21 protein-coding genes are annotated in these 23,400 nt (G+C 63.3%); 5 read left to right on the top strand and 16 right to left on the bottom strand.

The features are described 5' to 3' along the window. Window positions 1-2: 2 nt before the first annotated feature. From ACS5Q8_RS12640 to ACS5Q8_RS12625, 4 genes are read right to left on the bottom strand one after another with little or no spacing between them, the layout of a single operon-like run. Window positions 3-413 carry an SRPBCC family protein gene (locus tag ACS5Q8_RS12640; RefSeq protein ID WP_426102008.1) on the bottom strand — a complete coding sequence of 137 codons (411 nt, stop codon included), beginning with the start codon at window positions 411-413 and terminating at the stop codon, window positions 3-5. 55 nt (window positions 414-468) lie between these two features. Next, on the bottom strand, window positions 469-1,764 hold the full coding sequence (locus tag ACS5Q8_RS12635) for an NAD(P)/FAD-dependent oxidoreductase (protein WP_465160267.1): 1,296 nt from the start codon (window positions 1,762-1,764) through the stop codon (window positions 469-471). Next, window positions 1,761-2,849, bottom strand: a complete 1,089-nt coding sequence (locus tag ACS5Q8_RS12630; RefSeq protein WP_276197775.1) for a polyamine ABC transporter substrate-binding protein — start codon at window positions 2,847-2,849, stop codon at window positions 1,761-1,763. Before ACS5Q8_RS12630 ends, ACS5Q8_RS12635 begins: the two co-directional genes overlap by 4 nt. A gap of 22 nt (window positions 2,850-2,871) precedes the next feature. Then, entirely contained in the window at window positions 2,872-4,230 is a 1,359-nt protein-coding gene (locus tag ACS5Q8_RS12625; protein WP_247405172.1) for a glutamine synthetase family protein, read from the bottom strand. Window positions 4,231-4,369: 139 nt separating this feature from the next. Here ACS5Q8_RS12625 and ACS5Q8_RS12620 point away from each other — a divergent pair, with 139 nt between their 5' ends. Then, on the top strand, window positions 4,370-5,266 hold the full coding sequence (locus tag ACS5Q8_RS12620; RefSeq protein ID WP_276197773.1) for a helix-turn-helix domain-containing protein: 897 nt from the start codon (window positions 4,370-4,372) through the stop codon (window positions 5,264-5,266). A 309-nt stretch (window positions 5,267-5,575) separates the two neighbouring features. Here the strand turns inward: ACS5Q8_RS12620 and ACS5Q8_RS12615 are convergent, their stop codons facing one another. The 3 genes from ACS5Q8_RS12615 to ACS5Q8_RS12605 are packed head-to-tail and all read right to left on the bottom strand — an operon-like array spanning window position 5,576 to window position 8,712. Next, entirely contained in the window at window positions 5,576-6,679 is a 1,104-nt protein-coding gene (locus ACS5Q8_RS12615; RefSeq protein ID WP_465160266.1) for an acetoin dehydrogenase dihydrolipoyllysine-residue acetyltransferase subunit, read from the bottom strand. Beyond that, entirely contained in the window at window positions 6,676-7,695 is a 1,020-nt protein-coding gene (locus tag ACS5Q8_RS12610; RefSeq protein ID WP_276197771.1) for an alpha-ketoacid dehydrogenase subunit beta, read from the bottom strand. The genes ACS5Q8_RS12615 and ACS5Q8_RS12610 overlap by 4 nt, the downstream gene beginning before the upstream one ends. 39 nt (window positions 7,696-7,734) lie before the next feature. After that, window positions 7,735-8,712, bottom strand: coding sequence for a thiamine pyrophosphate-dependent dehydrogenase E1 component subunit alpha (locus ACS5Q8_RS12605; RefSeq protein ID WP_321847497.1), 978 nt, complete (start codon window positions 8,710-8,712; stop codon window positions 7,735-7,737). A gap of 309 nt (window positions 8,713-9,021) precedes the next feature. Between ACS5Q8_RS12605 and ACS5Q8_RS12600 the strand changes: the two genes are divergently transcribed. Beyond that, window positions 9,022-10,890, top strand: a complete 1,869-nt coding sequence (locus tag ACS5Q8_RS12600; protein ID WP_276197769.1) for a sigma-54-dependent Fis family transcriptional regulator — start codon at window positions 9,022-9,024, stop codon at window positions 10,888-10,890. Between the two features lie 67 nt (window positions 10,891-10,957). On the opposite strand, the gene ACS5Q8_RS12595 is transcribed toward ACS5Q8_RS12600, so the two are convergent. Then, complete coding sequence (locus ACS5Q8_RS12595) at window positions 10,958-11,752, bottom strand: acetoin reductase (RefSeq protein WP_247403306.1); 795 nt, start codon at window positions 11,750-11,752, stop codon at window positions 10,958-10,960. 181 nt (window positions 11,753-11,933) lie between these two features. On the opposite strand from ACS5Q8_RS12595, the gene ACS5Q8_RS12590 reads away from it, so the two are divergent. Beyond that, on the top strand, window positions 11,934-14,084 hold the full coding sequence (locus tag ACS5Q8_RS12590; RefSeq protein WP_443698791.1) for a TonB-dependent siderophore receptor: 2,151 nt from the start codon (window positions 11,934-11,936) through the stop codon (window positions 14,082-14,084). On the opposite strand, the gene ACS5Q8_RS12585 is transcribed toward ACS5Q8_RS12590, so the two are convergent. Continuing rightward, window positions 14,074-15,204, bottom strand: coding sequence for an MFS transporter (locus ACS5Q8_RS12585; RefSeq protein ID WP_465160265.1), 1,131 nt, complete (start codon window positions 15,202-15,204; stop codon window positions 14,074-14,076). The two genes, ACS5Q8_RS12590 and ACS5Q8_RS12585, sit on opposite strands and share 11 nt — an antisense overlap. Before the next feature lie 99 nt (window positions 15,205-15,303). Between ACS5Q8_RS12585 and ACS5Q8_RS12580 the strand changes: the two genes are divergently transcribed. Then, the gene (locus ACS5Q8_RS12580) at window positions 15,304-16,074 is read left to right on the top strand and encodes an AraC family transcriptional regulator (RefSeq protein WP_276197767.1); all 771 of its coding nucleotides are present in this window, start codon (window positions 15,304-15,306) and stop codon (window positions 16,072-16,074) included. Between the two features lie 4 nt (window positions 16,075-16,078). Here ACS5Q8_RS12580 and ACS5Q8_RS12575 read toward each other — a convergent pair whose 3' ends face one another. Further along, window positions 16,079-16,516 (bottom strand): carboxymuconolactone decarboxylase family protein, encoded by a 438-nt coding sequence (locus tag ACS5Q8_RS12575; RefSeq protein WP_276197766.1) that lies wholly within the window; start codon window positions 16,514-16,516, stop codon window positions 16,079-16,081. 106 nt (window positions 16,517-16,622) lie between these two features. Then, window positions 16,623-17,093: an Lrp/AsnC family transcriptional regulator gene (locus ACS5Q8_RS12570; RefSeq protein WP_247403316.1), complete on the bottom strand. Its 471-nt coding sequence runs from the start codon at window positions 17,091-17,093 to the stop codon at window positions 16,623-16,625. Between the two features lie 123 nt (window positions 17,094-17,216). Between ACS5Q8_RS12570 and ACS5Q8_RS12565 the strand changes: the two genes are divergently transcribed. Then, a complete protein-coding gene (locus ACS5Q8_RS12565; RefSeq protein ID WP_465160264.1) occupies window positions 17,217-18,461 on the top strand; it encodes a methionine gamma-lyase in 1,245 nt (414 codons plus the stop codon). 3 nt (window positions 18,462-18,464) lie between these two features. On the opposite strand, the gene ACS5Q8_RS12560 is transcribed toward ACS5Q8_RS12565, so the two are convergent. The 5 genes from ACS5Q8_RS12560 to tssF are packed head-to-tail and all read right to left on the bottom strand — an operon-like array spanning window position 18,465 to window position 23,392. After that, window positions 18,465-19,577, bottom strand: coding sequence for an OmpA family protein (locus ACS5Q8_RS12560; protein ID WP_465160263.1), 1,113 nt, complete (start codon window positions 19,575-19,577; stop codon window positions 18,465-18,467). A 23-nt stretch (window positions 19,578-19,600) separates the two neighbouring features. Further along, window positions 19,601-20,041, bottom strand: a complete 441-nt coding sequence (tssE, locus tag ACS5Q8_RS12555) for a type VI secretion system baseplate subunit TssE (protein ID WP_247403325.1) — start codon at window positions 20,039-20,041, stop codon at window positions 19,601-19,603. A 3-nt stretch (window positions 20,042-20,044) separates the two neighbouring features. After that, window positions 20,045-20,581 carry a type VI secretion system lipoprotein TssJ gene (gene tssJ / locus ACS5Q8_RS12550; protein ID WP_465160262.1) on the bottom strand — a complete coding sequence of 179 codons (537 nt, stop codon included), beginning with the start codon at window positions 20,579-20,581 and terminating at the stop codon, window positions 20,045-20,047. Further along, window positions 20,562-21,659 carry a type VI secretion system baseplate subunit TssG gene (gene tssG, locus ACS5Q8_RS12545; RefSeq protein WP_465160261.1) on the bottom strand — a complete coding sequence of 366 codons (1,098 nt, stop codon included), beginning with the start codon at window positions 21,657-21,659 and terminating at the stop codon, window positions 20,562-20,564. Before tssG ends, tssJ begins: the two co-directional genes overlap by 20 nt. Next, window positions 21,623-23,392, bottom strand: coding sequence for a type VI secretion system baseplate subunit TssF (tssF, locus tag ACS5Q8_RS12540; RefSeq protein ID WP_465160260.1), 1,770 nt, complete (start codon window positions 23,390-23,392; stop codon window positions 21,623-21,625). Before tssF ends, tssG begins: the two co-directional genes overlap by 37 nt. Window positions 23,393-23,400 lie beyond the last annotated feature (8 nt).

The raw sequence follows: 23,400 nt of genomic DNA, 5'->3' as shown, positions 1-23,400 counted from the left end.
GCTCAGAAATTCGCGCGCAGCGCCTCAACCCCGCCTTTGTAAACCCCGGAAAACAGCTCTTCCACCGCCCCCTCCGTAGTACCCGCCGCCGGGGTAAACACACCGGACCACGTCACCTTCGCCGACGACTCCGTCAGCGCCTCAACCTGCAACGTTGCCAGGTAGGCGCTCACCGGAAACGGCGATTCTTCAATGGTGTAGCTGTAAGTACGCCCGACGTTATCGAAGGTCTGCAAACGCTCCACCACCACACCACCGTCGGCGGTTTCCAGGTGACGCACACGCCCGCCTTCGCCGGCTTCGCTCTTGACGATCAGCGGCAGCCAGTCCGGCAGGCTGTTGAAGCCACCGACCAATTTCCAGACCTGATCGGCCGATACCGGGATTTCAATTGCTGCAGATGCTGTTGGCACGGTAACTCTCCAGAAGTCATGGGAAAACGTCGTCCAGCCTGCCACGCCACGAGCTTCAATGCATCAACTCCCGCAACCGATACCACGCCATCCCCAACGCCAGCAGCGGCGAGCGCAACGCCTTGCCACCGGGAAAGGTCATGTGCGGCACCTGGCTGAAAATATCCAGGCCCTGGCTGTGGCTCGCGTGTATGCCTTCGGCCAACAGCCGCGCGCACCAGTGGGTCACGTTAAGCCCATGCCCGGAATAGCCCTGGGCGTAGAACACATTCGGGTACTGCTGCAGCCGCCCGACCTGCGGGAAGCGATTGGCGGTGATGCCGATCTTGCCGCCCCACTGGAACTCGATGGCGGTGTCGGCCAGTTGCGGGAATACCTTGAGCATCTTGGGCTGCATATAGGCAGCGATGTCTTTAGGATCGCGCCCCGAGTAATGGCAGGCGCCGCCGAACAACAGGCGGCGGTCGGCGGACAACCGGTAGTAATCCAGCCCGACTTTCTGGTCACAGAGGGCCAGGTTTTGCGGGATCAGTGGGTGGGCGACGTCCTGCGGCAACGGTTCAGTGGCGATGATGTAACTGCCCGCCGCGAGCACCTTGCCGCTCAGGCGCGGTTCCAATTCTTCCAGATGGGCATTGCAGGCCAGTACCAGATTGGCGGCGCGTACCGTGCCACCCGCGCAACGCACCTGCACCGTGTCGCCGTGAACCAGCTCCAGCACTTCGGTGTGTTCAAAGATCCGCACCCCAAGGGACTCGGCCACCTGTGCCTCGCCGAGCACCAGGTTCAGCGGGTGCAAATGCCCGGAGCCCATGTCCACCAACGCGCCGGCATACTGCGTCGAATCCACCACTTCGCGGATATCCTGCGGGCCCACCAGGCGGGTCTCATGGGCATACCCCAGGCGCGCCAGGCTGCCCTGCTCGCCCTTGAATGCGGCGAACTGCGCCGGGGTGTTGGCCAGCTCGGCAAACCCCCAGCGCAAGTCGCAATCGATGGCGTGCTCACGAATACGCTCACCGACCAGCGCCACCGAATCGATACCGGCGCGCTCCAGGTAACGCACGCCCTCCTCGCCCACGTACTTGGCAAACCCCGACACATCGTGGCCGATCCCACGAATCAACTGCCCACCGTTGCGCCCACTGGCACCCCAGCCGATGCGCCGGGCCTCCAGCAGGATCACCGACAACCCGCGCTGGGCCAGCTCGATGGCGGTATTGACCCCGGTGAACCCACCGCCGACCACACACACATCGGCCGTCAGGTCGGCGCCCAGCGACGGACGCTCGGGCATGGCATTGGCCGAAGCTCGGTAATAGGACTGGGCGTGGTCACTGGATTGAATCATTTATTGGTCTTCACTTTGCTCCAGGCGCGGGTCATCAGGCGCATGGTCGCCGGGGTCGGCGTGGTGGAGATATAGAGTTTGTCGAGCACGGCCTGGGAAGGATACACCTCAGGGTTGTTCACCAGCTCCGGGTCCATGAAGGCCTTGGCTGCGGGGTTGGCGTTGGCATAGCCGACCGAGGCGCTGACTTTGGCGATGACTTCAGGGTCGAGCAGGTAGTTGATAAAGGCGTGGGCTTCTTTCGGGTTGCTCGCATCGGCGGGGATCGCCAGCAGGTCAAACCACAGGTTGGAGCCTTCCTTGGGAATCGAATACGCAATGTTCACCCCATTCTTGGCTTCCTTGGCGCGGTTGGCGGCCTGGAACACGTCGCCGGAATAACCGAAGGCCACGCAGATGTCGCCGTTGGCCAAGTCCGAGATGTACTTGGAGGAATGGAAGTACGTGATGTACGGCCGCAATTTCAACAGCTTGGCCTGCGCCTGTTTGTAGTCCTCGGGGTTCTCGCTGCGCGGGTCTTTGCCCATGTAGTTGAGGATCGCCGGGAACAGCTCATCCGCCGAGTCGAGGAAGGCCACGCCGCACTGGTTGAGCTTCTTGAGGTTCTCCGGTTCGAACAGCACCGCCCACGAATCGATATGGTCGATGCCGAGCACCTGCTTGACCTTGTCGACGTTGTAGCCGATGCCGTTGGTGCCCCACAGGTACGGCACCGAGTGCGCATTACCCGGGTCGTTTTTCTCCAGCAGCGCGAGCAACTTGGGGTCGAGGTTCTTGAAGTTGGGCAGTTGCGAACGGTCCAGCTTGAGGAACGCACCAGCCTTGACCTGGCGCGCCAGGAAGTGGTTGGACGGCACCACCACGTCATACCCGGTGCGCCCCGCCAGCAGCTTGCCCTCCAGGGTTTCGTTGGAGTCGAACACGTCGTAGACCACCTTGATCCCGGTCTTGGCCTGGAAGTCGGCCAACGTGGTTTCGCCGATGTAGTCGGTCCAGTTGTAGACACTGACCGTTGGCTCCGCCTGCGCGGCGCTGCTGAATGCCGCCACCAGGGCCAGCGGGAGAAGTTTTTTCGTCAGACGCATATCGACACCCCTTTATGATTGTTTAGACGCTCAACAGCAGGAACTCACGCTCCCAGGAACTGATCACCCGCTTGAAATTTTCATGCTCGGCGCGTTTGACCGCGACGTAGCCGCGCACGAACTTGTCGCCCAGGTACTGCTTGACTGTGTCGCAATCCTCCATGCGCGCCAGCGCATCTTCGAGGGTGAACGGCAGGCGCAGGTTGCGGCGCTCGTAGGCGCGACCTTCCACCGGAGCGCTCGGCTCGATCTTTTCGATCATCCCCAGGTAGCCACACAACAGGCTGGCGGCAATGGCCAGGTACGGATTGGCATCGGCGCCGGGCAGGCGGTTTTCCACGCGCATGGCGTCGGGGCTGGAGGTCGGCACGCGCAGGCCGACGGTACGGTTTTCTTCGCCCCACTCGACGTTGACGGGTGCCGAGGTGTCCGGCAGGAAACGGCGGAACGAGTTCACGTTCGGCGCGAACATCGGCAGCAGCTTGGGGATGTACTTCTGCAGGCCGCCGATGTGATGCAGGAACAGTTGGCTCATCTTGCCGTCGGCATCGACGAATACCGGCTTGCCGGTAGCGATGTCGACCACGCTCTGATGCAAATGCATGGCGCTGCCCGGCTCGTCGGCCACCGGCTTGGCCATGAAGGTCGCGGCCACGTTGTGCTTGAGCGCGGCCTCGCGCAGGGTGCGTTTGAACACGGTGATCTGGTCGGCGAGGTCGAGGGCGTCGCCATGGCGGAAGTTGATTTCCATCTGCGCCGGGCCGTCTTCGTGGATCAGCGTATCGAGGTCCAGGCCCTGAAGTTCGCACCAGTCGTAGACGTCTTCGAACAGCGGGTCGAACTCGTTGGCGGCGTCGATGGAAAACGACTGGCGACCGGTCTCGGCGCGGCCGGAGCGGCCCACCGGGGTTTTCAGCGGCAGGTCGGGGTCTTCGCAGCGCTGAGTCAGGTAGAACTCCATTTCCGGCGCGACAATCGGCTGCCAGCCCTGCTCGGTGTAGAGCTGCAGCACCTTTTTCAGCACGTTGCGCGGCGACAGTTCGATGGGGTTGCCCTGTTTGTCGAAGGTGTCGTGGATCACGATGGCGGTGGGTTCAATGGCCCACGGCACCACATACGTAGCGTTGGGTGCCGGGCGGCAGACCATGTCGATGTCGGCTGGATCGAGCAGGTCGTAGTAGACATCGTCGTCGACAAAGTCCCCGGTTACCGTTTGCAGCAACACACTTTCCGGCAGGCGCATGCCTCGCTCATGCAGGAACTTGTTGGTGGGTGCAATTTTGCCGCGTGCGATGCCAGTCAAATCACTGATCACGCATTCGACTTCGGTAATCTTGTGTTCTTTCAGCCAGGCGGACAGCTGATCGAAGGGGGCGTTCATAAGGACCTCGTCATGGGGAGAGAGACTGCGTCGGCTTGTACTCCCGGCGCATTGAGGTCTATCTTGGGCGCGCCGCACCACGGCATCTATCCACTTTGCACCGAGCACAACGCACCAATAGAGTGCGACCAGGTTCCCCATGACACAGGCTACTGCTTTGCGCGTACAGGCCTTCACCACCGGTGATGTGGCCGCTCAATGCCGTGCGACACCCGGCTGGGTGCAGCACTACCAGCAGATGTCCCCCGGGCATTTCGCCGGGCAGATTCGCTACCTCGACCTGCAAGGTGTGGAGGTCTACGAAGAGTGCATGAACACCCGGGTGGAGCAGCATTTCAACGCGCCACCGGGGGCGCTGGCGTTCTGTTTCGACGGCAGCGACAACGCGCTGTACATGCTCAACGGCGAGAGCCGCAACACCTGGATCACCCCCGAGAACTACCGCGAAGTCGCGGTGGTGTTCGGGCCGCAGTTCGTGCAGCGCCATGGGCTGGATGTGGCGAAACTCGAAGGCTTGTTCATGGCGCCGCTGACCGGTCAGCAGAATGCGCTGTTCAGCCGTTGGCTCAGTGGCACCCTGACCCGGTTGTCCGCCACCACCGACCCGATCTGCCGCGATGCCCTCACCCAACAGTTGCTCGACGACTGCCTGTTCATTCTCGACAACGCCTGCGTATGCCTGGACCGCCAGTCATTGCAGCGGCGCAGCGAAGAGCGCCGGCTGATGACGCGCATTGGCGAATGGGCGGTAGATGCAGCGGATGACGCCGTCAACCTACTGGAACTGGCGCAGATCGCCGGTGTGCCGTTGCGCCAGTTGCAACAGGGCTTCAAGACCTACACCGGGATGAGCCCGGCGCAGTGGTTGCGCTTGCGCCGCTTGAACGGCGCGCGGCGGGAGTTGTTGAGTTCAGCCGGGGCCACGGTGGCGGAAGTGGCGATGAACTGGTCGTTCTGGCATTTAGGGCGATTTTCCAATAGCTACCGGGCACTGTTCAAAGAGCTGCCGAGCGCAACCCTCAAGCGCTCCCTTTGAAATGCACTCTAAATGGTGAGGGGGGCTTGCCCCCGATTGCAGTGGGTCAGTCACCAGAGATATTGACTGACACACCGCTATCGGGGGCAAGTCGAATCGTCGCACCGCCCCTCCCACATTGGATGGCATCAAGGCTGGGCGTTGAGGAAGGTTGCCATTAACTGGTTGACCCGCTCCGCCGCCTCCAACTTTTGAAATGCAATTTAAATTGTGGGAGGGGGCTTGCCCCCGATTGCAGTGGGTCAGTCACCAGGAATATTGGCTGAGCCACCGCTATCGGGAGCAAGCCCCCTCCCACATTGGATTGCATCAAGGCTGGGCGTTGAGGAAGGTTGCCATCAACTGGTTGACCCGCTCCGCCGCCTCCAACTGCACCATATGCCCCTGCCCCGGCAGGATTTCCACCTGGGCCTCGAGCCCCTCGGCATGCCTGACCGGGATGATTGCATCGTCGCTGCCCCAGATCACCAGGCTTGGCTGGTGCCCCACGACGTTGCGCAAATCCAGCTGCTGCCGCCCGCCATCGAAGAGTTGGGCATTGAGTTGGCGCAACGCCTGATCCACCCCTTCCAGGCGCTTGAACTTGAGCATGTCTTCAAGCATCTGCCGGGTGACCAGCGCCGGGTCGCTGAACAGTTGCACCAGTTGCGGCTTGAGCGCGTTGCGGTTGTTGGCCTCGGTGAAGCCTTGGAGGTAATCGCCATTGATATCAGGCCCCAGGCCGGCGCTGGCGATCAGGGTCAGTGAGGCAACGCGCTCGGGCGCCCCGCGCGCGGCCGTCAGCGCCACCAGCCCGCCCATGGAATGCCCGGCCAGGTGGACGCGGTCGAGCGTGAGATGATCGAGCAACGCCAACACCGCCTGGCTCAGTTCCTCGGCATCGCCGCGGTGCAACTGCTTGCCCGACTCGCCATGACCCGGCAGGTCCAGGGCGATCACCCGGCGCTGCACCGCCAGCCCCGGATGGTTGAACAACCAGTTATTCAAGTCGCCACCAAACCCGTGGACCAGCACCAGCGGCGTGCCGCCCTCACCGAGGTCGAGATAGCGCAACAGCCGCCCGCCCACCTCGACTTTCTGCGCGCTGGGCCCGGACGCTTGCGCCTCGGCCGCACTCGACACGAAGCCGGCCTGGAAACTTTCGATCACCGCATCAATCTCGGCTTCCGTGGCCTCGCCCTCCACCACAATTCCGAGCAGCGCGCCCACCGGCAAGGTCTCGTCGCTCAGCGCCAGCACGCGGCGCAGCACGCCACTGAACGGCGCCTCGACGCTGCTGGAGATCTTGTCGGTCTCCACGTCGAGCACTTCTTCGCCCTTCTCCACCCGGTCGCCCGGCTGCTTGAGCCAGACATCCACCCGGCCTTCGGTCATCGACAGGCCCCACTTGGGCATGGTCAAGGTATGGATCATGCGGCAGTCCTCTTGTCGGCGATCTTCAGCACTGCGGCTTCGATCTTCGCGGCGTTGGGGATGTACAGGTCTTCCAGCGCATCGGAGAACGGCACCGGCGTGTGCGGCGCGGTGACCATTTCGATCGGCGCGCGCAAGAACGAAAATCCACGCTGCGCCACCAGCGCGCTGATATCGGTAGCGATGGAGCAACGCGGGTTGGACTCGTCGATCACCACCAGGCGCCCGGTTTTCTCCACGCTTTCGAGGATGCTGTCTTCGTCCAGGGGGCTGGTGGTGCGCAGGTCCAGCACTTCGCAGTCGATGCCCTGGCGCGCCAGGTTGGCGGCGGCTTCCAGGGCGATATGCACCATGCGCCCGTAGGTGACCAGGGTCACGTCATTGCCTTCGCGCACATAGTTGGCTTCGCCGAAGGGCACGGTGTACATCTCCTCCGGCACTTCGCCCTGCAAGCTGTAGAGCATTTTGTGCTCGAGGAAGATCACCGGGTCGTTGTCGCGAATCGCCTGGATCAGCATGCCCTTGGCGTCATAGGGCGTGGCCGGGCACACCACCTTGAGGCCGGGGATGTGCGTCCACATCGAGGTGAGCATCTGCGAATGCTGGGCGGCAGCGCGTAAGCCGGCGCCGTACATGGCGCGCACCACCAGCGGCGTGGTGGTCTTGCCGCCGAACATGTAGCGGAACTTGGCGGCCTGGTTGAGCAACTGGTCGAGGCAGCAGCCGATAAAATCGACGAACATCAACTCGCACACCGGGCGCATGCCCCGGGTGGCCGCGCCGACCGCCATGCCGACGTAACCGACTTCGGACAACGGCGCATCCAAGACGCGGTCGGGAAACTCCGGATACAGGCCCTTGGTCACCCCAAGTACACCGCCCCAGGCGTCCTGTTCACCCGGGGAGCCGGTGCCGCCGGACACGTCCTGGCCGATGATGAATACACTCTGGTCCCGGCGCATTTCCTGGGCCAGGGCTTCGTTGATTGCCTGCTGATAACTGATTTTTCGAGCCATGATCAATTCTCCACGGATTGTTTTTGTAGTGGGTGGCGATTAGCGGTAAGCAACATAGACATCGCTGAGCAGATCGGAGGCCTGGGGCTTGGGGTCGGACTTGGCCAGGCGCACGGCGTCTTCGATCAGTTGCGCGACCTCCGCGTCGACGCGCTCGAACTGCGCGGCATCGAGCCAGCCTTCGGCGTTGCAGCGTTGGCGAAACAGCACCAGGCAATCGTGGGATTCGCGCAGGTTTTTCACTTCATCGGGGCCGCGATAGGTTTGCGCATCGCCCTCGAAGTGGCCGTAGAAGCGGCTCAGCTTGACCTCCACCAGCGTCGGCCCCTGGCCGCTGCGCGCACGTTCCACGGCCACCCCAAGGGCCGCGTGTACGGCGAAGAAGTCATTGCCATCGACGATCACCCCCGGCATGCCAAAACCCACGGCGCGCTCGGCGATGTCCTTGCACGCGACCGACCAGCCCGAGCCGGTGGCTTCGGCGTAGCCGTTGTTTTCCGCGACGAACAAACACGGCAGTTTCATGATCGCGGCCAGGTTCATTGCCTCGAACACCGCGCCCTCGTTGGAGCCGCCGTCGCCGAAAAACGCCACGGCCACGCCCTGGCTGCCCTTGAGCTTGGACGCCAGCGCCGCCCCGGCCGCCAAGGGCGCACCGGCACCGACGATACCGTTGGCGCCGAGCATGCCTTTCTCCTGGTCGGCAATGTGCATGGAGCCGCCCTTACCGCCGCACACCCCGGTTTTCTTGCCGTAGATCTCGGCCATCATGCCGAACACGTCCACGCCCTTGGCGATGCAATGGCCGTGGCCACGGTGGTTGGAGGCGATGCAGTCTTCATCGTTGAGGTGGGCCATGACCCCGGCGGCGCTGGCTTCCTGGCCGGCATACAGGTGGACGAAACCTGGGATCTCGCCGGTGGCGAATTCCACGTGCAGGCGCTCTTCGAAATCGCGAATAGTGCGCATCACGGTGTAGGCATGAAGCAATTGATCAGTGGACAGGTGAGTGGACATCTTGTTGTTCTCCAGGTTGTCTCGACACACAAAAGACTGGCTGCGGCCAGTTACAAAGCCATCAGCACAGCCTGTGCCAACACCTCGATAAACCTGGCAAAGGCTTGATCCAGAGCAGTGCCGTGCGGTTGTGCAGCGGCAACCGCCAACCGCAGAATGAGACGCGCCATTGCAACCTGCCCGCGGCGTCTGCGGCCGAATGAGACGCTGCGTCTCACGCGGGGCAGTTGGTCAGGCCGCCCTTGTCCCTGTGCGCGCATGCGCGCTTAATGGCGGGCATAACAACAAAGATCGAGAACCGGAGGCCTTATGCTCGCCGCGAACTCCAAGGACCATGTCGACTGCGTCAGTCGTGTGGTACGCAATGCCGATCGCCTGCCTCAGGCGCCGGTGCCGTCGCTGATTTTCGATTCGTGGCGACGCTCCATGGAGCAACACCACCTCGACCCTGGCTCGCTGCAAGGGCCACGCATTCTCAGTGAGCCACTGCTCAAGGAATGCCGTGAACGCGCCGAGCTGTTCATGCGCATCGCCAGCGAAGAAGTCGGTCAACTGCACCACCGCGTGCGCCACGCCGACTACTGCGTAATGCTCACCGACGCGCAGGGCCAGACCATCGACCACCGCGTGGACACCGCGATTCGTAACGATTGCCGCAAGGCCGGCCTGTACTTGGGCACCTGCTGGTCGGAAGCCGAAGAAGGCACCTGCGGCGTGGCCACGGTACTCACCAGCAAGGCTGCGGTGACGGTGCATAAGCGCGATCACTTTCGCGCGGCGTTTATCGGGCTGACCTGCTCCGCCGCCCCCATCTTCGACCCTCAGGGCAACCTGCTGGGGGTGATGGACGCCTCGGCGCTCAAATCCCCGGATGACCGACGCAGCCAGCACCTGGTGCGACAGATGGTGGCGCAGAGCGCACAAGCCATCGAAAATGCCTTCTTCATGCACAGCGCCCGTCAGCACTGGGTGCTCCAGGCGCACAGCACACCCGGCTATGTCGACAGCCAGCCCGACCTGTTGCTGGCCTGGGACCAGGACGGTCGCCTGCATGCCTTGAACAGCAAGGCGCGCCAGGCCCTGCGCCGGCGCTTTGGCCAGGTGCCGGTACATATCAGCGAGGTGTTCGACCTGGATGCGTTGCGTGCGGTGAGCGATCAATCGGCGCAACAACTGCACTGGCTCGGCGAACCCGGCGCGTTGCATGTGCGGGTCAGCGCGCCGCACCGCAAACCGGCGCGTCCCGCTAAGACGGCAAACAACCAGGTCGACCCACGGGTGGAAGAACACCTGCGCCTGGCCGTGCGGGTCAAGGACCGCAACCTGCCAGTGCTGGTGCAGGGTGAAACCGGTGCCGGCAAGGAAGTGTTTGCGCGCCAACTGCATGAACGCAGCGCCCGTCGCGGTGGGCCGTTCGTGGCGGTGAACTGTGCGGCGATCCCGGAAAACCTGATCGAAAGCGAGCTGTTCGGCTATGTCGCCGGAGCCTTTACCGGCGCGTCGAGCAAGGGCATGACCGGGCTGTTGTCGCAGGCCGATGGCGGCACGCTATTTCTCGATGAAATCGGCGATATGCCGCTGGCCCTGCAGACGCGTTTGCTGCGGGTCTTGGCCGAAGGTGAAGTGGCCCCGCTGGGCGCGGCGAAAACCCGTGCGGTGGATATCCAGGTGATCTGCGCCAGCCACCGCGACCTGGCGGCGCTGGTCAGCGAGGGACGCTTTCGCGAGGACCTGTACTTTCGCCTGGGCTGCGCGCGGTTCTGCCTGCCGCCCTTGCGCGAGCGCAGCGACAAGCTGGCATTGATCAATCGGCTGGTGGAACAGGAGGCGCTCCACAGCGGGATTGCCGTGGGTATCGGGCCTGCCGCGCTGGAGCTACTGCTGGGGTATGCCTGGCCGGGCAACGTGCGCCAACTGCGCCATGTGCTGGCGTATGCCTGTGCGGTGTGCGACGGCGGCATCATCCAGTTGGCGGACTTGCCCGTGGAGGTGCGCGGCGAGCAGATCGAGGCCGACGTGCAAGAGCGTGTCAGCCCGGAACGCCAGGTGGTGCTGGATGCGCTGATCCGGCATCGCTGGAAGCCGTTGCCGACGGCCCAGGCGCTGGGGATTTCGCGGGCGACCTTGTATCGCCGGGTCAACCAGTTGGGCATCGACATGCCGGGCAAACATATCTGACACAGCACGGTCAAACATGTGGGAGCGGGCAAGCCCACTCCCACCTTTGAACCGCGTGCTTTCAGGGCTATCGGTACACAATCCCACCATCGATCAACGGCGATTGCCCGGTCATATAGTCCGCATCCGGCCCCGCCAGGTAAGACACCAGCCCCGCTACATCCTCCGGCGTTTCAGCGCGGCCCAGGGCAATCCCGTCCACGTACTTCTTGTAGGTCGCGCCGACTTCGGCGCCGGTAATCTCGGCCATGCGCTTGTCGATCTCGACCCACATATCGGTGCCGACCACGCCTGGGCAATAGGCATTGACGGTGATCCCGGCGCTCGCCAGTTCCTTGGCCGCCGCCTGGGTCAGGGCGCGCACCGCGAACTTGGTCGCCGAGTACACGCCCAGCAGCGCAAAGCCTTCATGCCCGGCAATCGAGCAGGCGTTGATGATCTTGCCCTTCTGCTTGAGCGCCTTGAACTTCTTGCCGGCGGCCTGGATGCCCCACAACACGCCCTGCACGTTGATGCCGAGGGTGCGTTCGACCTGCTCCGGGGTGACCTCCAGCAGTGAATCGATCTGCGCCACCCCAGCGTTGTTGACGATGATGTCGAAGCCACCGAGGGTCTGGTACGCGTGCTCGACGGCAGCCACTACCTGTTCGCGTTTGGAGACGTCGGCGATGAACACCGACGCCTTGCGCCCTGCCGCGACGATTTCAGCGGCAACGGCTTCGAGCTTGGCGCCATTGATGTCCACCAGCGCGATATCAGCGCCGTCCCGTGCCAGGCGCAGGGCGATGGCCCGGCCGATGCCCTGCCCGGCGCCGGTCACCAGCGCTACTTTTCCAGCGATAACGTTTCCAGCGGTACTCATGACGACCTCCTGCAACAATGAGAGAAGCCTCGTCTATCGCAGATGCCTACCTGGCCTGTCGAGACGCAAGTGGATCGGCGTACACGCTGAGACGGGCCGTCTCAACGCGCGAATCCTTGTAAATGCACGCACTTATGCCTAGTTTATGCGCCCCCCGTCCTGCGCTTTAAGGCCTTGCCCCATGGTTTTGCGTTTCCGTCCCGTCGTCACTTCACGTTTCGCCCTCGGCCTGCTGCTTAGCGGTGGCATCGGCAGCAGTCTGGCCGCGGAAATTGAACTGCCGGCGGTGCAGGTCCAGGGCCAGGATGAGTCCGGTTATCGCAGTGACACCGCCTCGGTCGGCGGCTTCAATGAAGCGCCGTTGCTGGACACCCCCGCCTCGATCAGCGTGATCAACGCCGCCCTGATCAAGGACCAGCAAGCCCGCCTGCTCAGCGAAGTGCTGCGCAACGACGCCTCGGTAGGCGACAGCTATGCGCCGATCGGCTACTACGAAAACTTCGTGGTGCGCGGCTTCTCGCTGAACGCCGCGAGCAGCTACAAGATCAACGGCCGCACCATCACCGGCGAGCAGAACGTCGCCCTGGAAAACAAACAACAGGTGGAAGTGCTCAAGGGCCTGGCCGGCCTGCAAAGTGGGATTTCCGAGCCCAGCGGCGTGATCAACTACGTGACCAAGCGCCCGCAAGACGTGCGTTCGGTGACGGTGTCCAGCGACGACCGCGGCAGCGGCTATATCGCCACCGACGTCGGCGGCTGGTTCGGCAGCGAGCAGCAGTTCGGCCTACGCGCCAACGTGGCCCATGAAGACCTCAACTCCTACGTGGAGCACGCCAATGGCCAGCGCGACTTCCTGTCACTGGCGTTCGACTGGAACATCAGCCCCGACGCGGTGCTGCAACTGGATGCGGAATACCAGAACAAACAACAGCGCTCGGTGCCGGGCTACCAACTGCTGGGCGGCAGTGAAGTGCCCCACGCTGCATCGCCGAAAAAGCTGCTGGGCCATCAAAGCGGTTCCAAGCAGGTCGGTATCGATTCGCTGAACCTCAACGGCACGTTCGAATACCGCTTCAGTGACCAGTGGAAAGGCAGTGTCAGCGCAGCGCGCAGCAAGGTGGTGATCGATGACTACAGTTCGTTCGCCTGGGGCTGTTTCTACGTGGGCACTTGCAACGCCAACACCTTCAGCCCCGAGGGTGACTACGATATCTACGACTACCGCAGCCCCGACGACACCCGCCGCGACGATGACGTGCAGGCGGCCATGACCGGGCTGTTCGACACCGTCGGCCTGGGCCATGAACTGACCTTCGGCACCAGCGCATTTCGCCGGGTGATCGACAAGCGCGAGGCGGTCAACGCGTACATCGGCAGCGGCAATATCAACGACGACGCGCCGACGTTTGCGCCGACCAACGTGCCGTTGAACGACAGCCATCGCAACCTCGACAGTCGCCAGTACGGCGTGTTCGTCACCGACCGCATCCGCTTCAACGAGCAGTGGCAAACCATCCTCGGCGGTCGCGAAGTGCGCCTCGATGAAAAAGCCTTTGACAGCAATGGCGACCCGGCGCGCCATACCCAGCAGTACGTGTTCCTGCCCCAGGCATCGCTGATCTATAAGCCGATTGAAAACATCTCGCTGTACACCAGCTACAGCAAGGGCCTGTCCCTGGGCGGCACCGCGCCGTGGTTCGCGAGCAACCCGAACGAAACCCTGGCCCCGACCGTGTCACGGCAACTCGAAGCCGGCGTGAAGTACGACTGGCGCCGCATCAGCTTCGCCGCCGCTGTCTTCCAGACGCGCCAGGCCTACCAGTACGCCAAGCCGGATGGCGCTGGAAACTTCACCTACGTGCAACAAGGCGAACAGAAAAACACCGGGCTGGAACTGTCGGCCAACGGCTGGGCCACCGACCGTCTGCAGATCGCCACCAGCGTCGCGGCGATTCGCGCGCGGGTCAGCGGCAGCGGCACGCCGGACTACGAAGGCCACCAGGCGATCAACGTGCCCAAGCTGCGCGCCAGTGTCTACGCCGACTACGCGCTGCCGTGGGTGAACGGCCTGGCGGTACTGGGTGGCGTGCAATACAGCGCCAAGAAGTACGCCAACCGCAGCGGCAACGTCGAGGTCGGGGACTACGCGGTGGTCAACGTCGGCAGCCGCTACACCACCAAAATCGATGGCTATGAGACGGTGTTTCGCCTGAGCGTCGACAACCTGTTCGACAAACGCTACTGGCGCGACGCAGGCGAGTACATGGGCGATGATTACCTGTTCCAGGGCGCGCCGCTGACGGCGCGCCTGAGTGCTTCGGTCAACTTCTGAGCCCACGCGGCACTGCCAGCCACAGCGCCGCGAGACCGCAGGTCAACAGGCTCCAGCCGAGGTCTTGCAGCCAGGCGACCAGGCTCAGCCCGGCGCCAATGACCAAGTAGTACAGCAAACCGAACAGCGCGGCAGCCGTGCCCAGGCGGTCGTGATAGGCAGCCAGCGCTGCCCCCAGCACATTGGGAATCGCCATGCCGAAGGCGAGCACCACCAGCAGCATCGGCCAGACGAACAGCCAACTGCCTTGCAGCATCAACACCAGTAGGCCACCCAGTAGCGCGATGCCGGCGGCGGTGAACACCAACTGCTCACCGTTCATCCCGCGCTTGAGCAACCGCTTGTTCAGCCACGCCCCCAACCCAGAGCCCAGCGCCAGCAGCACCCCGCTGTAACCGAACGCGGCGGCGGACAGACCCAGGCGCTCGAAGACAAACGGCCCCACGGCGTAATAGCTGAACAATGCAATATTGAAGGCGCCCACCAACCCCACCGCACGCCATAGCCCAGTGTCCCTGAGCATCAGGCCCAGGGTCTGGCGCAGCGAAGCCGTGGGCAACGCTGCCGGCCGTGTCTCGGGCAAGGCGCACAGGCACCAGCCCCACAACACCAACGCCAGCAGCAATGCCCCGGCAAGCATGCCGCGATAGCCGAAGTGCTGCACCAAGGTTGCGCCGCTGAACAGGCCCAGCGCCGGGCTGACGGCGAGCGCGATGCCCATCACGGAAAACACCTGGGCCAATTCAGCGCCCTGGAAGCGATCACGCAACAGCGTCTGCGTGGCCACCGAACCTACCGCCGCGCCAAACGCCGCCAAGGCCTGGGCCAGCAGCAGGCCATTGAAGGTACTCACACCCAAGGCCAGCACCGAGGCGCCGGCATACATCGACAGCCCCGCCAACATGACGGGACGCCGCCCCCAGCGATCACACAAGCGGCCCCACACCACCACGCCGAACGCGAACGCCAGGAAGTACACCGACAGGCTCTGCCCGGCCCGTTCCGGCCCGACCGCAAAGGCCTGGCCTATATCACCCAGGGCCGGGCTGTAAAGGGTTTGGGCCAGTTGCGGGAACATCAGCAAAGCCACGGCCAGCACCAACAGGTTTGTACTTTTCACCGACAGCTCCTTCCCCGAAAAACAACGCAAGGAGTGTAAGGACTGGCCGCTGGGGTATTATCCAAACTTCGACAGCTTATCCATCAAATCGGACAATCTATGGCCTGGCTCGCCGCCGACACGTCTTTCGATCCCGACCGCCTGCCGGCACCGGTCATCGGCATCGCTGCCCAGCTCGGCGACCACGATTCCGGCCTGCACCGGCACCGACGCGGGCAACTGCTGTTTACCCAGCAGGGCTGCAGCCGCATTACCCTGGACAACCAGCTGTGCCTGCTACCGCCCACCCGCGCCGCGTGGATTCCCTGCGGCGTGCCCCATCGCGCACAGATGCATAACACCGTCGACTACCGTTCGGTCTACATGAGCCCGGCCCTGGCGGATCAATTGCCGCAACACGTGCGGGTGATCGAGGTGAGTGCCTTGCTGCGCGCGGTGCTGGAACCGATGGCGATGGCGCCCTTCGACAGCGATTGGCAAACCGGTCGTTACGCCCATCTGTTGGCGCTGTGTCTGGACGAAATCCAGGCAGCCGCCGAGCAACCGATGCTGCTGCCCTTACCCCGGGACAAACGCCTGGCACCGTTGCTGGCCCATCTGGACTGCTTGCCGCCAACGCTGCAAAACCTGGAAACACAACTGGGCGCCAGCGCCAAGACCATCGGCCGCATCTTCCGGCGGGAAACCGGCCTGGGGTATCAACAATGGCGCCAACAGTGGCGGCTGATGCGGCTGATCGAATTGCTCGCCAGCGGGCGCAACCTGGGCTATTGCGCGTTCGAGCTGGGCTTTGCCAGTGACAGCGCCTTGATCGCCTTCTTCAAGGGCATGACCGGCACCACGCCACGCGGTTATTTCAAGGCCGACTGAAGGCTTACGTGGGCATCTTGCGAAAGCCCACCGCCAGGCGGTTCCAGCTGTTGATGGTGGCGATAGCCACACTCAGATCGAACTGTTCCTGGGCGCTGAACTCGGCGGCGAGTAGGTTGTAGTCTTCATCTGCGGCGTGGGTCTGGCTGACCAGGGTCAGGCTTTCGGCCCAGGCCAGCGCGGCGCGTTCACGCGGGGTGAAGAACGGCGTTTCACGCCAGGCCGACAGGGTGTAGAGGCGGCGCTCGGTTTCACCGCCCTTGCGCGCATCGGCGGTGTGCATGTCGAGGCAGAAGGCGCAGCCGTTGATTTGCGACACGCGCAGGCGCACCAGTTCCAGCAGCGGCAGTTCGATGGACAATTTGCCCACAGCCGTTTCCAGGGCGCGCATGGCGTTCATGCCATCCGGAGAGGCGGTGTAGAAATCGATACGGGGTTGCATGGTAGAGCTCCGGAACACTGGGAATGGGTGGCCAGGTTAGTCAGCGGAGCGCTCAGGAGAAATAGCCAATTTCGGCAAAGATCAGGTAGCCAATGTGCGCATGGGCTCAGCCCGGCAACGGAATCACGCGCAACGGCCGCACCGACTTGTAGGAAAAGCTCGAGTAAATCTCTTTGACGCACGGCAACGTCTGCAACACCTCGCGCGCGAATTCGCCAAACGACTCCAGGTCCTTCGCCACCACCTCCAGCAGGAAGTCATAGCGCCCCGAGACGTTATGGCAGGCCACGATTTGCGGAATGTCCAACAAGCGCTGCTCGAACGCCCGCGCGACCTCCTGGGTGTGGCTCTCCATCATGATGCTGACAAACGCCGTCACCCCATACCCGAGTGCCTTGGGCGATAGGATCGCCTGGTAACCGCTGATCACCCCGCTTTCTTCCAGGTTCCTGACCCGCCGCCAGCAGGGTGAGGTGGTCAGGGATACGCGCTCGGCGAGTTCGGCCACGGTCAAGCGGGCGTTGCCTTGCAGCGCGTTTAAAAGGGCCTTGTCGGTGCGATCCAGGCTGACGGGCATAACGTGCCTCTAATCATTATTTTTAGGGAGGTTTCATCCCATAACGCGGGTTTTGTCAGCAAATATTGCAAAGTTCAGCTGTGGTTATGAGCATAGCATTGTAGGAAATAAGGAGTGTCCGACATGAACAATAAACACAATGCATTCGGCTTTTCCACCCGCGCCATCCACCACGGTTATGACCCCAAGGACCACCACGGCGCCCTCGTACCGCCGATCTACCTCTGCGCCACGTTCGCCTTCCCCACCGCCGAATACGGCGCCGCGTGTTTTGCCGGTGAACAAAGCGGGCACTTCTACACGCGTATTTCCAACCCAACCCTGGCCCTGCTGGAAGCGCGCATGGCCAGCCTGGAAAACGGCGAGGCGGCCGTCGCCTTCAGCTCCGGCATGGGCGCGATTGCCGCCACCTTCTGGACCCTGCTGCGCCCCGGCGATGAGGTGATCGTCAGCCAGACGCTCTACGGCTGCACCTTCGCGCTGCTGCACCATGGCATCGCCGAATTCGGCATCAAGGTGCGCCATGTCGACCTCACCGACCTGGACGCGTTGCACGCCGCGCTGTCCCCGGCCACGCGCATGATCTACTGCGAAACCCCGGCCAACCCCACCCTGCAACTGGTCGATATCGCCGCCGTGGCGGCGCTTGCGCACCAGCAGCCCAACGTCATCGTGGTGGTCGACAACACCTACTGCACGCCCTACCTGCAACGGCCGCTGGACCTGGGCGCCGATGTGGTCGTGCATTCGGCTACCAAGTACCTCAGCGGGCATGGCGACATCACCGCCGGCATTGCGGTGAGCAACCAGGCACTGGCGCAGCGCATTCGCCTGCAAGGGCTCAAAGACCTCACCGGCGCGGTCATGTCGCCGCAGGACGCGTCGCTGCTGATGCGCGGCCTCAAGACCCTGGCGCTGCGCATGGACCGCCATTGCAGCAACGCCCAGGCGGTGGCCGAAGCCTTGCAGGCGCACCCGGCGGTGGAACGCGTGACGTACCCGGGGCTGCGCTCATTCCCCCAGTACGAACTGGCGGCGCGGCAAATGCGCATGTCCGGCGGGATGATTGCCTTCGAGCTCAAAGGCGGGATCGCGGCCGGCCGGCGCTTCATGAACGCGCTCAAGCTGTTCAGCCGCGCAGTCAGCCTGGGCGATGCCGAATCCCTGGCCCAACACCCGGCGAGCATGACCCACTCCACCTACACCCCGCAGGAGCGGGCAGCGCACGGGATCAGCGAAGGGTTGGTACGTTTGTCGGTCGGGCTGGAGGACATCGTCGACCTGCTGGCGGACGTGCAGCAGGCGTTGGCCAAGTGCACGCGGGCTGCACCGCGTGCGGCGCAGGTGGTTGAGCATGCGATGAAATAGCCCTCAGTCCACTGCCACGGAGGCCTCGCCGCAGGCCCCCGTTTGTGGCACCAAGTGAATATCCACACGACGGTTCGCGGCGCGTCCGGCTTCGGTTTCATTGCTGGCAATCGGCTGACTGGCCGCGAAGCCTTGGACGGCAAAGCAACTGTCGGCAATGTCGCCCATGCGCTGCATCCAGTCGCGCACGGCAGCGGCGCGGGCATGGGACAGCGCCAGGTTCTGTTCGACGGAACCGGTCGCATCCGTATGCCCGGCGATCACGATCAGCCAGCCGGGCTGGGCTTTGATCTCGACCAGGGCATTGATCAGCACCTTGGCCGAGCCCGGCTTGAGCGTGGCACTGCCGGCATCGAACAGCGACAGGCTGTCCAGTCGAACCGGCTCGGACATAAGCGGTTCACTGCCCGGACCTGACAGCCACATGCGCCATCCGAACCCCGAGAGCACAACGACGATCAGCGCCCCGACCAGCCACCACAGGCCAATGCGAGACCTGCGCGGCGCCATTTTGGGGGGCGGCAGAATCACCACGGGGGTCACCAACGCCGGCGCCATCAACCTGACCGGTGCGAGCCGCGTTTCGCCCGACGCGGGGCTCTGCTCCAGGCGCTGGATCAGGCCGCCGACCTGATAACGCAGGGCTTGCAGCGATTGCAGAGGGCTGTCTAGATGAGTACGCAAACCCACCTGCAAGCGCGCCAGTTCGATGTCCAATTGAACCAACGCGGCCACACTGTAGGCGTTCACCACCACGCTGCGCAGCAGCAGTTGCAGTTGGTCGAACAACCATCCCAGCAAGTCCAGGCGCGCCGACGCCATCGGCGGCCACAGGCGCGCCCACTCGCCGCCCAGCGCCTCGATCAACGCCACACCTTGCGTGATGCCCTCCACCCCATGACGCTGGCCGCGGGCCAAGGTGTAAAAGCACGCGCTGTGCAACTCCGCGCCGTTTTGCTGGAACAGCGCAAGGCAGCCTTGCTCGACCTTGGCCCAGTCCACATCCGGGCAAGCGGGATGGCTGAGCTTGGCCAACTCATCGCGCAAAGCGTTGAACTCACTGAAACCGCGCGGATCACCGCCGACTTGAATACGCATCTCAAACAACGCCGTCATCGGGCTTCCCTTCCGTTATCGGTTCAACGCTTCGACAGGTAATGCTGTCGCTTCAAGTGCCGCACCAGCACCTTGCCCTCGGGTGTCAGGCGGGTGCCGAAGTTCACGCGCTGCCCATCCTTCAATTGCAGGTCCAAGGCATACTCCAGATGACCCGGCAGCGCCTGGGGCAGCAGTTCGATGGTGATCGCCGCCAGACGCGGTTCGTACTTGAGCAGCGTGTCGGTCATGGTGCCAATCAAGTCATGGGCCGTGGCAGGCAGCCCTTGCAGGATCAGGCCCATGTCCGGCAACCCATAATCCGGCAGATGGCTGAGCGAGCCCGCTCGGCTGTTGAGGATGCGCTGCAGGTTGTCCAGCACGGAGAGCGTGTGCTGATCCGCCTCGCTGACCCGCTGCAAGTCCAACTCACCGTCGAAATTGTGCAGCAGGCGTTCGTAGAGCGATGGGCTGTACTCGGTCATGGCTCAGTCCTTCGCCAGCGGGCGCAGGGTCAAGCGGTTATCGCCCAGTTCGATCACCCGCGCGCGATCCGGCTCGAGGTCGTCACGCGTCAGCGTCAGGCGCCAAGTGTCCTGCCGGGTATCGGGGTCGCGAAACAGCGCCACCAGCGTGACAAATTGCGCGTCCTTGTGCATCGGCACATTCAGTTGCGCGCCCTCCTCCGGTTTCACCACCACCGAGCGCTGGTCCAGCAACGCACTCGCGAGCAAGCGCTCGTCATCGTCCAGCAAGCCTTCGTAGGTCGCCAGCGCCGCGGCCTTGTTGTCGCGCAATTGGTAAACCCGCACGAGGGTCGGCACCGACAAGACACGCATGTCCGTGGCATCGGTGTTCAGCGCCGTGCGCGCGCTGAAATCCAGGTGCAGGGTGTTGACCTGCTTGTAGAAGATCGCCTTGGCGGTGGATGCCGTGCCATCCGCCATGGTCTGGACCAACCCACAACCGCCCAGCGGTAGCGTGAATGCCGCTAGCATCATGAGATTAAAAACGGTACGCGACATGCTGTGTCTCCCTGTTGCGTGGGTTAATCGAAAGGCCTTGGTAGCGACCCAGGTTGATCGTCAGGGTGGCGTGCTCGGTCGCCCGCCAGGCGGCGCCTCCCAAGCCCAGCACGCCGGTCATGCCGAGCCGAATGGCCGCCTGCCCCAACACCGGCGCAGGCAGGCTGTGCAGCGGCAGAGACAAGCGCAGTTTCGCCGTGCAACGCCACCCCAGGTACACGCGCAACAGCACCCGCAGGTCGCGCTGTAACTGGCCGTCGGGGAGCCAGCCAAGGGCTTCCTGCGCATGCTCGGTATAGAGCGTCAGGCCGAGTTGGCTGTTGGCGTCGTGGCCGACACGGCCCAGCGGCGTGCCCTGGGACAAGCTCACCGGACGTTGCCGGGAAAGGCTGGCCGGCGCCGGCAGCGCAATGGTTTGCGGCCAATGCGGGGTCACCTGCACCCGGGTGTTGGGGGCGAGCAATGTGACCAATGCGGCGATGCCTTCAGCATTACGCGTGGGCAGGCGCATCACACTGAGCAAGGCCAGAAAGCGCGAGACCGGCGTGCCGACCTGTTGCGCGGTGCCGGGAATGCCCAGGCCGATCAAGCCCAACAGGCACTGCGAGGTGGCATCGGTGCCGCCCGCTTCGAACGTCGCCGGGTAGGAGTATTTGCGCCAGATCCGGTAGAACTGGGTGAAGATCCGGTGATTGAAAATATCCAGGAAGGCTTCCAGCGCCGCATGCCCTTCCCGACGCTGCGCGATGTCGTCCAGATACACGGTCGGCATCGGCGAATCGACGCCGTACAACCCGAGCAAGCGGGTGCGCACCGTCGCCGCACGCTCCGGGTGTGCTTCATCGATTTCAATCGACTTCAACTCGCCGGCCGGAAAGCCCATGCCCGGATCGGGCCGAAAGCGCACGGCGTCATCCGCCGGGTGCGCGGTACTGCCCAGGGGTGGGTGACCGGGCAAGGCCTGTTCCAGCAACTGGCAAAAACGCTGCAGATTGGCCTCGGCCACCTGCCCTTGCAAGGCGTCCAGCAAACCGCTGGTTTTCAGCCGGGAATACGCTGACTGTGATTCTCGTTCCATCGCAGGCACTTTCCAGTAGGTTGCAGGATCAGCGTGAGCTGGGTGTACAAATGAATGTCGGCATACAAGGCGAAGAAGCGATTGAGCATCTCGCCGAACAGGCTGATGTCACCTTCCCCTGAAAAACCATTGGCATCGAGGGTGATTTCGATATCCACCCCGCGTAGCAAAAAGCCTTTCTCGAAACGCTGGACCACGTGATGACGGACCTCGACGATCGCTGCCAGACGACGACGGTTGAGCTCGCTGCCCGTCCAGTCGTACAGAGCCAATGTGCCGCGCAACACTTCGGCGTTGTCGAGCATCGGCAGGAAGTTCGAGCCCAGGTGGCTCAGGACCCGCCAGTGAAAGCGGTCGCGGTTCGGTGGGTAGCATGGCAAGCTCGGCGCGCACAGGTTGCGCACGCGCAAACCGGTCTGGGTGGTTTGCACCAGCGTATCGAGCAACGTGCTTTGCAGCGCCTTGCGCGGCAACTGGCCGTGGGTGCCGGTCAGGCGCAACGACAGGCTTTCGCTGTTGCGCAGCCGGTCCTTATCGAAGCCGTCACCGCCCAGGATCAGCCAGGTGTCATGCAAGCCATTGGCGGCGCGCTTGAGGCGCGTATGAAAGTAGCGCTCGGGAGCATCGTCGCGCAGCATGCCGCCCTTATGGCGAAAGCTGCTGAACGGCACGTAGTCATGGCGCACGGCGTTTTTTGACGAGGTGACCTGATCGACCGAATAAATTTCAGTATGACCGTCCTGCAAGCGCATTGGCCGTAGCAGGTAGTCGGTTTGTAACGGCGCCAGCGTCAGCGGGTCAGCCTCCAGCGCAAACAGATTGATCACCGGCACGGCATGCAGGCGAATGTGTTCGCTGCTCACACTGAGTTCCTTTGGCCATGCGTCACGCAGCACCACGTCCAGTTCGAACCAAGGCATATCGGCGCAGAGGCTCAAATGTTCCAGACCACAGAGGGTGACGAACATGAATTTCTCGCGAAAGGTGAAGTACTCCAGCAGCAACTGATAACCGCTGAACGCGCTGTCACCCTTGGGCCACAGCCGATCCTCGTCAGCAAACCCCTTGGGCGCAAAATGGCCGTCCAATACCTGGCGCTCGTGCTGCTCCGGCAGGCGCACGTACAACGCCTGGGTGTTCAGCGTCAGCGCATGGTGCAAGGCGCTGGCCAGCGGTGCATCGGCACTCAGGTAAAGCGGCAGGCGGCTCAGCTCGATCTGGCTCCAGTCCGTCAACGCGCCGCAGGCAAAGCGCAGGCGCAACAGCGAGCGACCGTCCGGCTCGTAGGCCAGTCGCACCGACTCCAGGGCCAGCGGCTGCAACGTCAGATCCTGAGTGGTGGTGTAACGACAACGGGTGCGTTGCGGACCAATGGGTTGGGATAACACCTCGAACCCCTTGCCGACCAACTCGCTACGTTTCATCTGCGCGAGCTCAGGGACAAGCTCGACAACCGACAGCGACGGAATGGTGCGCAAATAGTGAGGCCACAACAGGCTGACCAGCCCCTCGGTCAACTCCGGTAAATCATCGTCGAGCTTCTCGCGCAGGCGTCCCATCAAGAACGCAAAGCCTTCGAACAGGCGCTCCACATAGGGGTCTTGCGCGCCCGGTTTGTCCAGGTTGAGCTGGGCCGCCCGATCCGGGAACGCTTCGGCGAATTCCTTGCCGGCTTCGCGCAGGTAACGCATTTCGGCGTCGTAGTAGCGCAGGGTTAAATTGTCCATGCTCACAGATAGAT

This window comes from Pseudomonas sp. PAMC25584 (genome assembly GCF_058135675.1).
Note: the sequence above shows the minus strand (reverse complement) of the source record. Positions and strands in the feature narration are given on the sequence as shown.

Coding starts and splice junctions, on each gene's coding strand:
- ACS5Q8_RS12565 (WP_465160264.1), top strand. CDS start 17,217: ATGAACAATAAACACAATGCATTCGGCTTTTCCACCCGCGCCATCCAC.
- tssJ (WP_465160262.1), bottom strand. CDS start 20,581: ATGTCGCGTACCGTTTTTAATCTCATGATGCTAGCGGCATTCACGCTA.
- ACS5Q8_RS12560 (WP_465160263.1), bottom strand. CDS start 19,577: ATGACGGCGTTGTTTGAGATGCGTATTCAAGTCGGCGGTGATCCGCGC.
- ACS5Q8_RS12570 (WP_247403316.1), bottom strand. CDS start 17,093: ATGCCCGTCAGCCTGGATCGCACCGACAAGGCCCTTTTAAACGCGCTG.
- ACS5Q8_RS12590 (WP_443698791.1), top strand. CDS start 11,934: ATGGTTTTGCGTTTCCGTCCCGTCGTCACTTCACGTTTCGCCCTCGGC.
- tssG (WP_465160261.1), bottom strand. CDS start 21,659: ATGGAACGAGAATCACAGTCAGCGTATTCCCGGCTGAAAACCAGCGGT.
- ACS5Q8_RS12630 (WP_276197775.1), bottom strand. CDS start 2,849: ATGCGTCTGACGAAAAAACTTCTCCCGCTGGCCCTGGTGGCGGCATTC.
- ACS5Q8_RS12635 (WP_465160267.1), bottom strand. CDS start 1,764: ATGATTCAATCCAGTGACCACGCCCAGTCCTATTACCGAGCTTCGGCC.
- ACS5Q8_RS12620 (WP_276197773.1), top strand. CDS start 4,370: ATGACACAGGCTACTGCTTTGCGCGTACAGGCCTTCACCACCGGTGAT.
- tssE (WP_247403325.1), bottom strand. CDS start 20,041: ATGACCGAGTACAGCCCATCGCTCTACGAACGCCTGCTGCACAATTTC.
- ACS5Q8_RS12580 (WP_276197767.1), top strand. CDS start 15,304: ATGGCCTGGCTCGCCGCCGACACGTCTTTCGATCCCGACCGCCTGCCG.
- ACS5Q8_RS12595 (WP_247403306.1), bottom strand. CDS start 11,752: ATGAGTACCGCTGGAAACGTTATCGCTGGAAAAGTAGCGCTGGTGACC.
- ACS5Q8_RS12575 (WP_276197766.1), bottom strand. CDS start 16,516: ATGCAACCCCGTATCGATTTCTACACCGCCTCTCCGGATGGCATGAAC.
- ACS5Q8_RS12605 (WP_321847497.1), bottom strand. CDS start 8,712: ATGTCCACTCACCTGTCCACTGATCAATTGCTTCATGCCTACACCGTG.
- ACS5Q8_RS12600 (WP_276197769.1), top strand. CDS start 9,022: ATGCTCGCCGCGAACTCCAAGGACCATGTCGACTGCGTCAGTCGTGTG.
- ACS5Q8_RS12625 (WP_247405172.1), bottom strand. CDS start 4,230: ATGAACGCCCCCTTCGATCAGCTGTCCGCCTGGCTGAAAGAACACAAG.
- ACS5Q8_RS12610 (WP_276197771.1), bottom strand. CDS start 7,695: ATGGCTCGAAAAATCAGTTATCAGCAGGCAATCAACGAAGCCCTGGCC.
- ACS5Q8_RS12615 (WP_465160266.1), bottom strand. CDS start 6,679: ATGATCCATACCTTGACCATGCCCAAGTGGGGCCTGTCGATGACCGAA.